Origin of the sequence: Halomonas sp. YLB-10 (genome assembly GCF_003856855.1) — a bacterium.
Classification (GTDB): domain Bacteria; phylum Pseudomonadota; class Gammaproteobacteria; order Pseudomonadales; family Halomonadaceae; genus Halomonas; species Halomonas litopenaei.
The window spans coordinates 503,182-519,685 of the sequence record NZ_RRCU01000002.1; the positions used below are offsets into that span (position 1 = coordinate 503,182).

Below are 16,504 nucleotides of genomic sequence, written 5' to 3' on the forward strand. Positions count from 1 at the left end.
GGCGCTCAATCGAAGCGCGGTGGGCGCCCGTCCAGGCGTGCCCGGGTCGCTTCTCGCTGCTCGCGCCCGGCCAGCAGGTTGCGCTGCAGTTCGGCCTCCATGGCCAAGCGTCCGCGCTCATCCAGGCGTGGCGCCTCTCGCCACAGCCGACGCGCCGCGGCCACCGCCTTGGGCGAGCGCCGGGCCATGGACACGGCGAGCTCCAGCGCCGCCTCGCGCGGGTCCTCGTCCAGCCGCGAGGCGAGCCCCAGCACCATGGCCTCGTCGCCGGCCAGATGACGGCCGGTCAGCATCAGATCCTGAATCACGTCCTGGCGCAGCGCGGCAGCGGTGACGCTGACCGCCATATCCGACATCAGCCCCCACTCGATCTCCGGCAGCGCCAGCGTCGCTTCCGGGTGGACGATACGCAGATCGGCACCCAGCGCCATCTGCAGGCCGGCGCCAAAGACGTGACCATGCAGCGCCGCTACCACCGGCGCCCCCAGGTCACGCCAGCCAAGCGCCAGGCGCTGGGCCGGATTGACCCCACTGGCGTCCGGCGTCAGCAGCCAGGCCACGCGCTCGGGGCTTGCCACCACCGAGGCCACGTCCAGTCCCGAGCAGAAGCTCTCGCCCTCGCCGGTAAGCACCACGGCGCGCAGGCCCACCCGCTCGCCGAGCCAACGCTGAACCTCGAGCAGGGCGTCGATCATCGGCGGATCCATGGCGTTGTGGCGATCGGGCCGCTCGAGATGTACCCGTGCCACATGGTCGATCAGGGAGACGCTCAAGCGGTCATGAAAACTGCGCTGGGTGGATGAGGACATGGAAGCTCCGTCGATAAGGTGGCCGGTCAGGTGATCGATAAAGAGGCGAAACTGCGAAAGCGGGAACTTCAACTTGGCACCTGACGCCGCTCGATACAACACCTGGCTAGCTCCTGGATACGACAACGCCGCCCGCAGGCGGCGTTGTCGTGGGTCTGGAGGGACTGGAGGGACTGGAGGATCAGCCCAGCCACACCCGGGCATTGCGGAACAGCCTGAGCCAGGCGCCGTCCTGGCTCCACTCGGCCGGCCGCCAGGAGTTGGTGACGGCACGCACCACCCGCTCCGGGTGGGGCATCATGATCGTCACCCGGCCATCCGGCGTGGTCAGGCCGGTGATACCGGAGGGCGAGCCGTTGGGGTTGGCCGGATAGCGGGTGGTGCACTGGCCGTGGTTGTCGATATAGCGCAGGGCCACCTGGCCCGAGCCCTGCATGCTGCGCAGGTGGGCGCTATCGCGAAACTCGGCGCGGCCCTCGCCATGGGCCACGGCGATGGGTAGGCGCGAGCCTTCCATGCCGGCCAGCAGGATTGACGGGGTCTTCTCCACCTGCACCATGGCCACTCGGGCCTCGAACTGCTCGGACTCGTTACGCACGAAGCGCGGCCAGTTCTCGGCGCCGGGGATCAGCTCCTTGAGCTGGGACAGCATCTGGCAGCCGTTGCACACGCCGAGTGCGAAGCTATCTTCGCGCGCGAAGAAGTCGGCGAACTGCTCGCGGGCACGGGGGTTGAACAGCACCGACTTGGCCCAGCCACCGCCGGCGCCGAGCACGTCACCGTAGGAGAAGCCACCGCAGGCGGCCAGCCCCTTGAACTCGTCGAGACCGACACGTCCCTCGAGCAGGTCGCTCATGTGCACGTCGACCGCCTCGAAGCCGGCCTTGTCGAAGGCCCAGGCCATCTCCAGGTGACCATTGACGCCCTGCTCGCGCAGGATGGCGGCACGCGGACGTGCGCTGTTGACGAAGGGCGCGCTGATGTCCTCGTCGACGTCGAAGGTCGGGCTGGCACTCAGGCCCGGGTCACGGGTGTCGAGCAGGTTGTCGAACTCGTTCTTGGCGCACTCGGGGTTGTCGCGCAGGGCCTGCAGGCGGTAGCTGGTCTCGCTCCAGGTGCGCTGGGTCAGCTGCCGGGTGGTCTCCAGCAACGGCTCCTCGAACAGGGTCACGCGGATCTGGTCGTCGTAGCGCGGACGGGCGATGACGCCGCAGGTCTCGATACCGGCGGCGGCGAACTGGGCCAGCACCTCTTCGGTGTGCTCACGGCTGACCTGGATGACCGCCCCCAACTCCTCGCTGAACAGCGCGTCCACCGCCTCGGCGGCCTCGTCGATCAACCAGTCGAGCTTGATCTCGAGCCCGGCGCGGCCGGCGAAGGCCATCTCCAACAGGGTGACGATCAGGCCACCGTCGCTGCGGTCGTGGTAGGCCAGCAGTCGACCGTCGGCATTGAGCCCCTGGATGACGCTGAAGAACGCCTTGAGGTCCTCGGCGTCGTCCAGGTCCGGGCAGTCGTTGCCGACCTGACCGTAGACCTGGGCCAGGGCGGAGCCGCCCAGACGATTCTTGCCGGCGCCCAGGTCGATCAGCAGCAGGTCGCTCTCGTCCTGGTCGAGGCGAATCTGCGGGGTCAGCGTCTTCATGGCGTCGGTGACCGGAGCGAAGCCGGTGATCGCCAGGGTCAGCGGCGAGGTCACCGCCTTCTGCTCACCGTCCTGCTCCCAGGCGGTGCGCATGGACATGGAGTCCTTGCCCACCGGCACCGCGATGCCCAGCGCCGGGCACAGCTCCATGCCGACGGCGTGCACGGCGTCATACAGCGCCTGGTTCTCGCCTTCATGGTCCGCCGCGCTCATCCAGTTGGCCGACATCTTGATGTCGCCAAGCTGGGCGATCGGGGCAGCGGCCAGGTTGGTGATCGACTCGGCCACCGCCAGGCGTGCGCTGGCGGCGGGGTCGATCAGCGCCACCGGCGAGCGCTCGCCCATGGCCATGGCCTCACCGGCGTGGGTATCGAAGCTTGCCGTGGTCACCGCCACGTCGGCCACCGGCACCTGCCAGGGACCGACCATCTGGTCACGCGCGACCTGGCCGGTGATCGAGCGGTCGCCGATGGTGATCAGGAAGCTCTTGGAGGCCACGGTGGGCAGACGCAGCACCCGATCCAGCGCCTCGCGCAGGTCCAGGTTGTCGAGCATCACACCGGGCAGCTCCAGCGGCGCACGCTCAAACTCACGCTGCATCTTGGGTGGCTTGCCGAACAGCACGCTCATCGGCAGGTCCACTGGACGGGTGTCGAAGTGGCCGTCCACCACCGCCAGGTGGTGCTCTGCGGTGGCCTCGCCGACCACCGCGTAAGGGCAGCGTTCGCGCCGGCACAGGGCGTCGAAGGTCTCGAGATCCGCAGGTGCCACCGCCAGCACGTAGCGCTCCTGGGCCTCGTTGCACCAGATCTCCAGCGGGCTCATGCCGGGCTCGGCGTTGGGCACCTCGCGCAGGCTGAACAGACCACCACGATCGCCGTCCTTGACCAGTTCCGGCAAGGCGTTGGACAGACCACCGGCGCCTACGTCATGGATAAAGCAGATGGGGTTGTCGTCACCCAGCGCCCAGCAGCGGTCGATGACCTCCTGGGCACGCCGCTCGATCTCGGGGTTGTCGCGCTGAACAGAAGCGAAGTCGAGATCGAAGCTCGACGAGCCGGAGGCCATCGACGACGCTGCACCGCCGCCGAGCCCGATCAACATCGCCGGGCCACCCATCACGATCAGCTTGCCGCCCACCGGGATCTCGCCCTTGGCCACGTGCTGCTCGCGGATGTTGCCGTAGCCGCCGGCTATCATGATCGGCTTGTGGTAGCCGCGACGCTCGATGCCGCTGGCACCGAGGGCGTCCTGCTCGTAGGTACGGAAGTAGCCGGTGAGGTTGGGACGGCCAAATTCGTTGTTGAAGGCGGCGCCGCCGATGGGGCCCTCGAGCATGATCTCCAGGGCGTTGACGATGCGCTCGGGCTTGCCGTAGTCGAACGCCTCCCAGGGCTGCACGAACTCGGGGATACGCAGGTTGGACACGGTAAAGCCGGTCAGCCCCGCCTTGGGCTTGCCGCCGATGCCGGTGGCGCCTTCGTCGCGGATCTCGCCGCCGGCACCGGTCGCCGCGCCGGGATGCGGTGCGATGGCGGTCGGGTGGTTGTGGGTCTCGACCTTGGTCAGGATGTGGATCGGTTCCACCTCACCGCCGTAGCTGGCGCGCTCACCGTCACGACCGGTCAGCGGGGTGGCGAAGAAGCGACGCGCCTCGCTGCCCTTGATCACCGCAGCGTTGTCGCTGTAGGCCGACAGGATGCCGTCCGGTGAGGCCTCAAAGGTGTTCTTGATCATCTTGAACAGCGAGTGGCTCTGGGCCTCGCCGTCGATGACCCAGTCGGCGTTGAAGATCTTGTGGCGGCAGTGCTCGGAGTTGGCCTGGGCGAACATCATCAGCTCGACGTCGCTGGGGTTGCGGCCCAGCTCGACAAACGCCTCGACCAGGTAGTCGATCTCGTCCTCGGCCAGGGCAAGCCCCAGCTCGCGATTGGCGACCTCAAGCGCAGTACGGCCACCCTCGAGCACGCCCACCTGGCCCAGCGGCGCCGGCTCATGGTGGGCGAACAGGGTGGCGGCGTCGGAGCTGTCTCGCAGCACCGTCTCGGTCATGCGGTCATGCAGGCCGGCGACGATGGCGTCGAAGTGGGCTTCCTTCAGCGTACCGCGCACCTTGATGCGATAGAGGATGCCGCGCTCCAGGCGGTTGATCTGGGTCAAACCGCAGTTGTGGGCAATGTCGGTAGCCTTGGATGACCAGGGAGACTGGGTGCCGATACGTGGCACCACCAGCAACGCAAGCCCCTCCACATCGCTATCCTGCTGTGCCGGCCCGTAGTCGAGCAGGCGCTCGAGCAGGCTCAGTTCGGTGGCATCGAGCTCCCGCTCCAGATCGGCAAAGTGCACATACTCGGCGTGCAGCGCCTCGATCTCGGGGACGGACACACGCAGTTGAGCCAGCAGCTTGGCGTGACGGAAGGTGGACAGGGCGGGCGCTCCGCGCAGTTCGAGCATATCCAGGAGCCTCTGAAGATCAGCGATAAAAGAAGGGGGCCGCGGCGGGCGAGACGGCATATGATACTGGAAACCGACGGGTGCGAGAAATCGATGCGGATGACAGCGCCCCGTGGGCTGGGTAAGGTGGGCGCTCCACCATGAGCGATTTTGCCCCGATGAAGGACGGTTTCCGTCATGCGCGGCGCCTGCGCATCCTTGCCGCGAGTGGCCTGGGCCTGCTGTGCGCGCTCTGGCCAACACCGCCCGGCCCCTCCTCAAGCGCCGCCCTGGAGCGAGTACTGGCACGTGATTTCATCACCGTGCACACCCGCAATACCCCCTTTACCTACTACGAGGGGCGCCAGGGACCTACCGGCTTCGAGTACGAACTGATGCGTCGCTTCGCCGACCGCCTCGGGGTCAGCCTGAACCTGAGCGATGACCACCATGTGCAGAGCGTGCTCGACGCGGTGCGCCACCAGGGCGACCTCGGTGCGGCCGCCCTGCCGCTGGATCCGCTGGCGGAAGGCCTGGTGTTTTCGCGCCCGATCCTGTCGATGCAGCCGATGGTGGTGTATCGCCGAGGACTGCAGCCGCCCAAGGCGCTCGATGACCTCAAGGACTGGAACATCGGCATCGCCAAGGGCACCGGCATCAGCCGCGTCATGCACGAATTGCAGCGCGAGCACCCTCGCCTCAGCTGGAAGGAAGCGGAAGACCTGGAGATCGCCTCGCTGCTCAGGCGCATCGAGGATGGCGAGCTGGACGCCGCGGTGGTGTACGCCCACCAGTTCCGCCTCAATCGTCTGTTCTTCCCCGAAGTGGAAGACGGCTTCGACATCGGCGAGCCGGTGACCATGGCCTGGGCCTTCTCCGGGAAAGACGGTCTGGCGCTGATCGAACGCGCCAATACGTTCTTCGACGAGCTTCGCGCAGACGGTGAACTCGACCGCCTCACCGCCCGCTACTTCGGTCATGACGACTATCTCGAGTACGTTGGCGCCCGGGTCTTCATCAACCACGTCAACAAGCGCCTGCCCCGCTTTGATGCCCTGTTTCGAGAGGCCGCCCGCGCGCAGCACTTCGACTGGAAGCTGCTGGCAGCGGTGGGTTATCAAGAGTCCCACTGGGACCCGGAGGCGACGTCGCCCACCGGGGTGCGTGGGCTGATGATGCTGACCAACGCCACCGCCGAGGAAGTCGGAGTATCGAACCGGCTGGACCCGGCCCAGAGCATCGAGGGCGGCGCACGCTATCTGCGCAGCGTCGAACAGCGATTGCCCGAGTCGATCACCGGTGAGGACCGCCTCTACATGGCGCTCGCGGCCTACAACGTGGGCCTCGGCCATCTGTATGACGCCCGTGACATCGCCCGGATGCGGGGTGGCAACCCGGATCTGTGGCGTGATGTGCGTGAGGCGCTGCCCCTGTTGCAGGAAAGCCAGTGGCACAGCAAGACACGCCACGGCTACGCAAGGGGTGGCGAACCGGTCATCTATGTGCAGAATATTCGCCGCTATCTCGAGATCCTCGACTACGTCGATCGCAGCCAGCAGCAGTTCCACCAGCTGAATGCCCGCCTGCCCGATCAAGCCGACGCCGAGATCTTCGAACTCGTGCCCCCCATGCCCTAGGACACCTTGCCTTCATGTCTCGAATTGCCCTGTCCATGACGCTGCTGGTCATCCTGCTGGCCACGGCAGGACTGATCGTCGATCCCTCGATGATCCAGGATCAGAGCCACAGCGCCAGCTGGACCCTGCTGCTGCTGACCGGCATCGGCCAGGCGATGTGGTACTGGCGTGGGGTGAGGATGTCGGTCGTGTGTCTGTTGCCGGTGCTGGCGATCCTGCTGCTGGGCCTGGCCAGCTACCTGCTGCCCGAAGCCCTGATCTCTTACGTCACGCTCGACCAATGGGCATCGTGGCTACCCGGGGTCCAGGGCCTCGACGATCTTCGACCGCCCTTGATGGAGCTGCTCATCCTGCTGGCGCTGACTGGCGGGCTGCTGGGACGCACCCGGGCGAGCCTGGCCGCCCCGCTGCTGCAGGCGCTGGCGGCGCTGTTACTGGTCACCGAAGCGCTGCTGGTGATCACCGACGAGATCCGCTCGCCGCAGAACCTGGCAGGCACCCCCGCCAGCATGCTGTTGCTGGCGCTGTTGCTGGTCGCCCAGTTCGTCGGCGTGGTCTCGGGGTGGCGCCACACCCGGATCAGCATCCTGCGCAGCCTGATTCCCTCGCTCGCCCTGGTGCTGGTCAGTCTGTTCGTCTGGAACCAGCAACGTGTGTACGTGGACCAGCAGCTTCAAGACGAGCTGCAGGGCGAATCGGATCGTCTGGCGACTCAGCTTGGCGCCGAGATAACGGCCCACCTGGAGGCAGTGAGACGTTTCGCCAGCTTCTGGAGCCTGCTGGAAGAGGCCCCCAGCGCCGAAGAGTGGGAGCGCCAGGCCGCCTTTTACCACCAGGACTTCAGCTACTTTCTCAACATCGCCTATATCGAAGCCGACGGTACCATCCGCCTTGTCCACCCACGCGATGACAGCAACCGGGCGATCATCGGCATCAATGCACTAGACGTGGACCGCCCCTACGTCGACGCACTGGCGAAGGCACTTTCCGACAACCAGGAGGGCCACACCGGCGTCGTGCCACTGCTGCAGGGGATGCCCGGCATGATCTACTACCTGCCGATCACCTCCCCCGACCAGCAGCGCGTCACCGGCGCTGCGGCCATGGTGCTCAGCCTCCCGGTGCTGGCCGACAAGCTCTACGCCGAGACCCTGCTGGACCGTAAGCATATCCGCATGCGCTTTGCCGTGGACGGTGACACCATCCGCGACTGGCCGACCAGCGAGTCGCCAGGCCCATGGACCACGCTGAGCCTGCTTGCCCTCGACGAACAAGAACTGACCGTCGCCTTGAACGCCTCCACCGGCTACCTGCTGGGTCTGCGTTCGCGCCAGCCGGTGGCCAGTCTCAGTATCGGGCTGCTGCTGGCTTACCTGCTGTACATGGTGGTATTCGGCCACCACCGCATGTCGGTACAACACTCGTCGATGTACCGCTCCAACGAGGAGCTGCGCCGAGAGGTCCGCCATCGTACCGAACTGCAGCGTGAGGTGGAGTGGCTTGCCGGCCACGACGAGCTGACGCTGCTGCCCAACCGCCGCCTGTTCATGTCGACGTTGCGAGAACAGCAGGAGTGCCGCCCGCTGAGCGTTCTTCTGTGTGACATCGATCACTTCAAGAGCATCAATGACCAGCTCGGCCACCAGGCGGGGGACGAGGCGCTTCGTCGCTTCGCCCGAGTGGGACGCCTGGCGATGCCCGAAGGGGTGGTGCTGGCCCGTTACGGCGGCGAGGAATTCGTGGCCCTGCTGACCGGGGTGGCCGCGGACGAGGCCGTCGAGATCGCCGAATCCCTGCGCCAGAGCGTGATGAACTGCGGCGTTGAGCATGCCGATGGGCGCCCCATGACGGTGAGCATCGGCATCGCCAGCCACGGCGCCGGCGACCTGATCGCCGAAGACCTGCTCCACCGCGCGGACCTGGCACTTTATCGGGCCAAGCGACAGGGGCGAAATCGCATCGAGGTTTGTGGATCACCTGCCTGAGCGCGGCCTCGCGCGGATCTGGCGCGCTGACTTGATACACCAGGAGCCAACCAGACACCCACCCGCCCTCTCGATGTCCTTGATCTACATCAGGAAAGGCATGGTTCCGCGCCCACTTGGCCGCATTTTCCAGCACAATCCCCCTAACGTCTATTCTTCTCGCTGATCGGTTCGGCGAGATATTTCGCTGACCACAACGTCCAACAACCGCCAGCTCCTCGCCTGGAAAGTGGGTACATGCTACGTCTAAGAATCCCGCTGACGCTGTTGTCCCTGGCACTGTACATTGCGGGGCTCTGCGCCAGCCTCGCCGGCTATACCGCCTCGACCACCTTGCCCACCCTGGTACTGGGCGGCTTGATCGGTCTTGCTCAACTGGCCTGGTACCGCCAGCGGCTGGGCTTGAGTCTGACGCTGGTGGTGGCGGTGTTGGCCGCTCTGCTGATCGGCGTGGCCGGCGATATCCTGCCCCAGGGCTGGCTGTCTCTGGCGACTTTCGATCCACCAGCGCCGCTCGATACTGGCCACCCACGCCTTTCCTGGCAGTGGCCGGGGTTGGCCGACAGCCTGCTGCTGGCGTGCCTGGCCTTGAGTCTTGCCCTGCGCACCCGTGCCAGCCTGGGCACCCCCTTGCTCCACGCCATCGCCGTCCTGCTGTGGGGGAGTCTGGCCTACCAGGTGGCGGCGCCCGAGACACTGCCGCCGCTGGCGCCACCCGCAGGCCCCTGGGCGCTGGCGGGCAGCGGGCTGCTATTGCTGACCCAGTTCCTGGCGGTGGTGACCGGCTGGCGCCATAACCAGGCGAGCCTGTTGCGCGCCCTGGGCCCCGGTCTTCTGATTGCCACGGCAACGGTTCTGCTGTGGTGCCAGCAGGACAGCGAGGCCAATCGACAGCTATTCGAACGTGCCCAGCGGGAGACCGATCGCCTGTCGGCAACGATGACAGACCGCATCGACGACACCCTTCGAGCCATGCATCGCTTCCATCTGGTCTGGGAGATCGATCAACGCCTGCCCTCGGCATCGATGTGGCGCCACGAAGCCCAGAGCTTTATGAACGACTTCCCGGAACTGCCCCTGCTGGCCCTGATCGATCCCTCCGGACGGGTCCAGCACCTCTATCCCGACGACAACTGGCACCAGGCCTACCCGGGCATGCGCTTGCTGGATGGAGCCCTCGACCAGCCACTGATGGAAGTGCTGCAGCAGAGCTTTCACCAGCGCGACGCGGTGTCATCGGATATCCTGCCACTGCCCGATGGGGGCTGGGGCATCATCCACTTTCTGCCGATCCACACGGTTGATGGTGGGCGGCTGCTGGGTTCGGTCGCCATGGTCTTCAGCCTCGACGCCTTAGCTTCCAATCTCCTGCCCGCGCTCGCCGATATACCGGACGCCATGACGCTGACATTGAAAGACGGCGACAGCACCCTATGGCGGGTACCGACGTCAGCGGCTAATTCGCCCTGGAGGCTCGTCAGCGACGTTCGTCTGCTGTCCCATACCCTGAGCCTGGAGCTCAGCCCCAACCGCCGTTTGCTGGAGCACCTGAAGCTGCACTATCCGAGTTCAACGCTGTGCACCGGCCTGATCATGGCTCTGCTGCTCTACCTGCTGTTGTTCAGCCGCCATCGGCAGCGCCAGCAGCACCGCCAGATTGCCGATACCAATCTCGAACTACGCCGAGAGATGCGGCGTCGTTCACGCCTGCAGAAAAACATCGAATGGCTGGCAGGACACGACGACCTCACGGGCCTGGCCAATCGACGCACCTTTCTCGCCAGCCTGCCGACGAACGCCGGACAGAACCCTCTCAGTCTGCTGTTATGTGACCTCGACCATTTCAAGCGCATCAACGACCAACAAGGCCATCAAGCCGGAGACCAGGCACTCAAGCGCTTCGCCGCCTGCGCGCAGAAACTGCTTCCACAGGGTGGCGTGCTGGCCCGCTACGGCGGCGAGGAATTCGTGGTCTATCTGCCACAGGGCGATATCGCCTGGGTACATGCCTGGGCAGAACACCTGAGGCGAGAGGTGCAGGCCTGCGGCGTACAACACGAAGACGGCAGTCCCATGACGGTATGTATCGGCCTGATCACCCAGACCGACGGCCCCGTTGTGCCAAGGGACTTGCTGCATCGAGCGGATATGGCGCTGTATCGTGCCAAGCGGCTGGGCCGCAATCGGGTGGAGATCGCCGAGGCGAAGCCCGCTGCCGAGCCCAGCGAGGCCACAGAGCCCAGCGGTCTGTTGCACTCCTGACTCAGGTCAACCCCACTGGCGCGAGGCGGCGCAGTTCTTCCTGAGCCTCGTTCAGCGCCTGGGTAAGCTGGTCGTAGCGCGGCCAGTCAGGCCGCGAGCCGCCAGGGTTGGAACGCCTGAATGTGGTACACCTCGACACCCGTTGTTCGTCACTACCGGCTATTGAGCCAAGGGCTGACCCTGCTCGCCCTGGTGCTGGCAGTCGCCTCCCTCACCGTGCTCGATACGCGGGTAGCGTCTCTGCCAGCGAATCAGACGACCCTGGCGCTGGCCCTTATCGTCGCCATTGGTCAATGGCGATGGACACGCAAGGGGGTCTTCACCAGTGCCCTGGTGCTATGGCCACTGTGTCTGTGCCTGGTCACTCTGCTATTCGGCACCTGTGCACCGGAAGACTGGCTGTCACTGGAGCGCCTGTCCGAACCCTTCCGTTGGCTGACGACACCTTCGACGCTGCTGGACTGGCGCCCGCCGCTGGTCGAACTGGTCGTGCTGACGCTGCTGACCCTGGGGATACTGGCGCGCACGCGCTCGAGCCTGGGCGTCCCCTTGCTCCACATGTCCTGCTTGCTGCTGTTGCTGCTGGACCAGACACCACTGCATCACTGGCTGCCTTCAGCGGCACTGCTGCACGCCCACTCGCTCACCGTCACCGCCGTCCTCGGCCTGTTGCTGGCCGGCCAGTGGGTGGGCGTGGTAAGCGGCTGGCGTCCCACCCGCGACAGCCTCAGGCGTGGGCTTTGGCCTTCGACACTTCTGGTCGTGATGACCCTGGCACTTTGGCAGTACCTGGAGATTCAGGCCGATGGCGAACTGCAATATCTAGGACAGCGCGAAGGCCGTGCCATGGAGGAACGCCTGGCTAGCGAATTCAATGACTTTCGACACTCACTGCAACATTTGCAGGTTTTCCTCGAACAATCGCCGCTCCCGCCCTCTACCGAACGCTGGCAGCACCTGACGCGACCTCTTCGCGACCACTTTCCCTACCTTGCGACGCTGCGCTACGTCGAAGTGACCGGCGGCAATGTGCGAAGCCCCGCGACCACAGTCGTCCCCAGGTCCACTGATATGCCTCAACCTGCCGCAGTGCTTCCCCCGGAGGCCCCGATCACTACCCTCGCCATCGACGCTCCTGCACCGACGATGAAGATCACGCTCTCGCTACCGATTCGCCGTCCCGGTGGAAAGCTGCTCGGGCACTTGGCAGCGACCTTGTCACTGTCAGCCATGGCCGAGAATATGTATACGCATCCCCCCTCGGGGGCGGGGAGCCTGCAGGTCCGACTTACCTACCACAACCGTCTGATCAAGGAATGGCCCATGGAGGGGCATCCGGCCCCGTGGACAGTATCCGTTCCCCTCGACGCCATTCCCCTGCATCGACCCGACAATAAGGCGGCGACAGTCGACACAGCCTATCTACCGCTCGAGCTGACCTTGCGCCCCGATACCCGATTGCTGACGCGCCTGCGCAGCCGTCTTCCGGCTGTCACCCTGATGCTGGGTCTGCTGTTCAGCCAGTTCCTCTATCTGACATTGTTCAGCCAGCACCAGATGGCCTCCCAGCATCGTGCGCTTGCACGCTCCAACGGAGACCTTCGCCGCGAGGTCCGCACTCGCCATCGCCTGCAGCAGCAACTCAGCTGGCTCGCCGACCACGACGAACTCACCGGTCTGCCGAACCGACGTCACCTTCAGGCCACCGCCCAGACCTGGCGGGCGCGCTTGCCCCTTAGCGTTATTCTTGTCGACATCGACCACTTCAAGCGCATCAACGACTGCCTCGGCCATGCCGAAGGCGACAGAGTGCTCAAGGCGGTAGGTCGACTTGCACAGGAGACCCTGGGGGATGACGGCCTGCTGGGGCGCTACGGCGGGGAAGAGTTTCTGGTGATCATTCCCGAAGGACGGCTAGCCGAAGCCAGCGCTGTGGCCGAGCGTCTGCGGCGTGCCGTCCGACAGGCACCGCTGGCTCATCACGACGGCACGCCACTGACCATCAGCCTGGGGGTGGCATGCCAGGACCAGGCACCGCTAGATCTGGCACGCCTGATACAGCAGGCGGACCAGGCGCTCTATACAGCGAAGCACCAGGGACGCGACCGGGTCGAGCTTTTCGTGGATACCGTCGACGGCGCATCGGACCTGGACACACCGCCCTTCACCGCCTGAACGAGGCTCGACGCCTATAACGGGAGTCTTGAGTACCCTGGTCTGCACCGCCGACGTTGCCTCAGTGCTTTGCGCTTCGGCAAAGGCTCATCGGCGCTCGGCAAAAAACGTCTTGAGCAGGCGAGAGGCTCGGCTCGCCAGCACCCCACCTTCGACCTCCACCTGGTGGAAGTGCCAGGGCTGGGCGAACAGGTTGGCTCGGGACTCGACCATGCCGGAACGAGGCTCCGCGGCACCGTAGACCAGACGCCGGATCCTGGCGTGGATGATGGCCCCGGAGCACATCATGCAGGGTTCCAGCGTCACGTACAGCGTGCAGCCCTCGAGCCGATAGTTCGACAGGCTCACCCCGGCGTCCCTGAGCGCCTGAACCTCGGCATGGGCGCTGGGATCATGGCTCGCCACGGGGCCATTGGCGCCGCGTCCGATGATCTCTCCGGCCGCGTCCACCACCACCGCACCGACCGGCACCTCTCCTGCCTGGGCCGCCCGCTCGGCCAGTTCCAGCGCTCGATGCATGTAAAATTCGTCACTGCGCAAGGTGTTGCACTCCCGTACACTGAGCCCAGGCAAATGCTGAACCATTGTCGCGGGCACGGCAATCGCCACCGTGTCACCGCCATCGACTAGCCGGGCTACCCCGGCGCAAGGAGGATACGCGAATGTCGGACGCCTTGAAGGGTCTGGTAGACCTGCTGGGCCTGGAAATGCTGGAAGAGAACCTGTTTCGTGGACGCAGCCAGGACCTGGGGCTTCCCCAGCTGTTCGGCGGCCAGGTACTGGGCCAGGCGCTGTCGGCAGCCACCCAGACCGTCGCGGCGGAGCGTCAGGTGCACTCGCTGCACGGCTACTTCCTGCGTCCCGGCGACGCCGCCATGCCGGTGGTCTATCAGGTCGACCGCGTTCGTGACGGAGGCAGCTTCACCACCCGCCGCATCACCGCGATCCAGAAGGGCCGTCCGATCTTCTTCTGCAGCGCTTCCTTCCATGGCCAGGAACACAGCCTGAGCCACCAGGCCAGCATGCCCGCCCTCGAGGCAACAGAGCCCGGCGACAGCGACGAGATCCTGCGCTTCCCCGGCCACCCGATCGAATTTCGCCATGTGGAAGACACCGCCGAGGACGGCGCGCCCGCACGCAAGCGGTTGTGGTTCCGGCTCAATGGCGAGCTGCCCGATGACCCCGCTCTGCATCGCTACCTGCTCGCCTACAGCTCGGATTTCAACCTGCTGACCACCGCCCTGGTGCCCCATGGCATCCGTTTCGGCGACCCCAAGCTGCAGATTGCCAGCCTCGACCACTCGCTGTGGTTTCACCAGGACGTGGCCGTCAACGACTGGCTGCTGTACGACATGGACAGCCCCTGGGCCGGCGGCGCCAGAGGCCTGGCTCGTGGCAGCATCTACAATCGAAAAGGCGAACTGGTGGCCTCCAGCGCCCAGGAAGGCCTGACACGCCTGAGGGAGCCCCGGGACTAGCGCACGGGAGGCCATCAGGGACGCCTGGAAACCCCGCTAGCCGGGCTGGCGGTAGGCCCGGTGTGATCGAGAAGGTGGTGTCAAGCCGGTGTAGCTCAGCAGGTAGAGCAACGCATTCGTAATGCGTGGGTCGGAGGTTCGAGGCCGTGATGCCCGGTGGTCCGCCCGAATGTCACCCGGTCAGCATGGCCAGATAGTCCTTGAGCACCACGGCGTTGTTGTGGGTCTCATCCTTCGAGGAAAACACCAGGGTTACCTTGTGCTGCTGGCTGCGCTCGGCCAGGGGTCTGAGCGTTTCCCTCTGCTCCTTCAGCTCAGCCAGATAGCGCTGACGAAACTCGCCCCAGCCCAGTGCTTCGCTGTGAAAGGCCTTGCGCAGGTCATCACTGGGAGCGGCCTCCTTGATCCATTCATCGATACGCGCCTCGTCCTTGGCGATCCCCCGCGGCCAGAGCCTGTCCACCAGCACCCGATAGCCGTCGTTGTCGGCGGGCGCATCGTAGGCCCGCTTGAGCTGAATCGTCATCGTGCCTCCACGTCCGAGAATGTGCTCCATCCTTAACAGACGCATGGCCCGGCCGTCACCCCGTGTGGCTTTGGCAGTCGCAGCCGATGCCGATGCCGATGCCGATGCCGATGCCGATGCCGATGCCAATGAGACAATCAGACCAGGCGCCAGCGTCCGACTATTCGAGGCGTTCGAGAATGGTGCAGGAGCAATCCCGCTCCCCCACCTCGTCGATCAGTACCCGATAGCGCGGCAGACGTATGTCGTCACCGTCACCTTCGACCAGGGCCGAGGTATCGATGATCTCGGCGGTGTTACCCGAGGACAACTGGTCCTCGGCTACCATGACCAGATCACGGGCAATCAGCAGGGTGTCGCCAATGTGCATGGGGGCTTCCTCTTGATGGCTCTTTTCTCTTGATGGGGAGCGGCCACGCCCAAGGGCGAAGCCATCTACCGACATTGGCTGGCGCCTGATCATCCCAGTGCTGGCGTGCGCTCGCGCGCCGCCAGGTGCTCGGGCCGTGGGGACTTGGCGCCGAAGGGAGTGACCAGGCGGTTGTCGACGCTGTTGTAGACGAAGAACAGGTTGGAGCGCGGCCACGGTGACAGGTTGCTGTTGGACGCATGCAGCGCGTTGCAGTCGAACAGCAGAATCGACCCGGCCGGCCCCTTGGGTGCCTCGATGCCCTGCTGTTCGATGATCGGCCCCAGCTGCTCCCGGGTCGGTACACCGATGTGCTGCGCCTTGAGCGAGGTCTCCCAGTTCTGGTCCGGGGTGCGTCCCACGGTGGGGACAAACTGGCGATGGGACCCCGGCACCAGCATCAGCGGTCCGTTGAACTCGCCGTTGTCGGTGAGCATCAGCGAGACACTCAGCGCGCGCATGCCGGGCATGCCGTCTTCTGCGTGCCAGGTCTCGAAGTCCGAGTGCCAGTCGAAGCCACTGCCCTGGAAGCCGGCCTTGTCGTTGATCCGCGACTGGTGCACGTAGACACCGCCCCCGAGCAGCTGCTCGACGATCTTCAGAAGCCGCGGCGAGCGGGTCAGGCGATCGAAGCGCTCGGACAATTCGTGCATGCCGAACACCGAACGAATGGCGCCAGAGACAGGATCGGTGATGACCTTGTCGCTGCCGGTCAGCTCGGGATCGCGCTCCATGGCGCTTAGCTCATCGAAGAAGGGCTCAATGTCGTCGGCCTCGAAGAAGCTGTCGAACCAGAGAAAGCCACGTTCTTCGAATGCGGCCAGCTCCTGCTCGTCGAGCGGCCCGGCCTGGCGCTGCTCGGGCGTCGCATGGACGACCGGGCAATGGCGGGCGATATTGCCCATTGGCGCGTCGAGGCGTGTGGGATAGCCATCATCCGAACGGATCGACAGTTGGTTGGGTGCGTAAGTCATGACTCCGCCTCCGTAACGATTCCAGAATGGATCGCCGTGACCGGAGACGCTGTGCCTTGACCGACCTCGGCGATGGACCCCCATCCTGGGCCTGTATCTACCGCGCCGACATAACCTGAGTTAACGTAAACCCCTAATACGCATTCTCCATCGAGCCTGTCGTGCAAGGAG

Annotated in this window: 11 protein-coding genes; 5 read left to right on the forward strand and 6 right to left on the reverse strand. The window is 65.4% G+C overall.

The window, feature by feature from the left end; all coding sequences use genetic code 11:
- Positions 1–5: 5 nt before the first annotated feature.
- Together EBB56_RS06120 and purL are read right to left on the reverse strand one after the other, a co-directional pair.
- Positions 6–809 carry a crotonase/enoyl-CoA hydratase family protein gene (locus EBB56_RS06120; RefSeq protein WP_045992008.1) on the reverse strand — a complete coding sequence of 268 codons (804 nt, stop codon included), beginning with the start codon at positions 807–809 and terminating at the stop codon, positions 6–8.
- Between the two features lie 181 nt (positions 810–990).
- On the reverse strand, positions 991–4,908 hold the full coding sequence (gene purL, locus EBB56_RS06125) for a phosphoribosylformylglycinamidine synthase (RefSeq protein WP_124803364.1): 3,918 nt from the start codon (positions 4,906–4,908) through the stop codon (positions 991–993).
- A gap of 140 nt (positions 4,909–5,048) precedes the next feature.
- Between purL and mltF the strand changes: the two genes are divergently transcribed.
- The 4 genes from mltF (at position 5,049) to EBB56_RS06145 (ending at position 12,946) form a co-directional block, all read left to right on the forward strand.
- On the forward strand, positions 5,049–6,524 hold the full coding sequence (gene mltF, locus EBB56_RS06130; protein ID WP_260425299.1) for a membrane-bound lytic murein transglycosylase MltF: 1,476 nt from the start codon (positions 5,049–5,051) through the stop codon (positions 6,522–6,524).
- 14 nt (positions 6,525–6,538) lie between these two features.
- Entirely contained in the window at positions 6,539–8,509 is a 1,971-nt protein-coding gene (locus EBB56_RS06135; protein ID WP_124803366.1) for a diguanylate cyclase, read from the forward strand.
- Between the two features lie 237 nt (positions 8,510–8,746).
- The gene (locus tag EBB56_RS06140) at positions 8,747–10,771 is read left to right on the forward strand and encodes a diguanylate cyclase (protein ID WP_124803368.1); all 2,025 of its coding nucleotides are present in this window, start codon (positions 8,747–8,749) and stop codon (positions 10,769–10,771) included.
- Positions 10,772–10,891: 120 nt separating this feature from the next.
- A complete protein-coding gene (locus EBB56_RS06145; RefSeq protein WP_124803370.1) occupies positions 10,892–12,946 on the forward strand; it encodes a diguanylate cyclase in 2,055 nt (684 codons plus the stop codon).
- Positions 12,947–13,033: 87 nt separating this feature from the next.
- Here the strand turns inward: EBB56_RS06145 and tadA are convergent, their stop codons facing one another.
- On the reverse strand, positions 13,034–13,486 hold the full coding sequence (tadA, locus tag EBB56_RS06150) for a tRNA adenosine(34) deaminase TadA (protein WP_045991988.1): 453 nt from the start codon (positions 13,484–13,486) through the stop codon (positions 13,034–13,036).
- Between the two features lie 122 nt (positions 13,487–13,608).
- Between tadA and EBB56_RS06155 the strand changes: the two genes are divergently transcribed.
- Complete coding sequence (locus EBB56_RS06155) at positions 13,609–14,424, forward strand: acyl-CoA thioesterase II (protein ID WP_108132364.1); 816 nt, start codon at positions 13,609–13,611, stop codon at positions 14,422–14,424.
- 172 nt (positions 14,425–14,596) lie between these two features.
- On the opposite strand, the gene EBB56_RS06160 is transcribed toward EBB56_RS06155, so the two are convergent.
- The 3 genes from EBB56_RS06160 to thpD all read right to left on the reverse strand — a co-directional run bounded on the left by EBB56_RS06160 (position 14,597) and on the right by thpD (position 16,333).
- Complete coding sequence (locus tag EBB56_RS06160) at positions 14,597–14,950, reverse strand: DUF488 domain-containing protein (RefSeq protein WP_045991984.1); 354 nt, start codon at positions 14,948–14,950, stop codon at positions 14,597–14,599.
- 160 nt (positions 14,951–15,110) lie between these two features.
- Complete coding sequence (locus EBB56_RS06165; RefSeq protein ID WP_108132360.1) at positions 15,111–15,320, reverse strand: hypothetical protein; 210 nt, start codon at positions 15,318–15,320, stop codon at positions 15,111–15,113.
- A gap of 89 nt (positions 15,321–15,409) precedes the next feature.
- Complete coding sequence (gene thpD, locus EBB56_RS06170; RefSeq protein ID WP_108449962.1) at positions 15,410–16,333, reverse strand: ectoine hydroxylase; 924 nt, start codon at positions 16,331–16,333, stop codon at positions 15,410–15,412.
- Positions 16,334–16,504 lie beyond the last annotated feature (171 nt).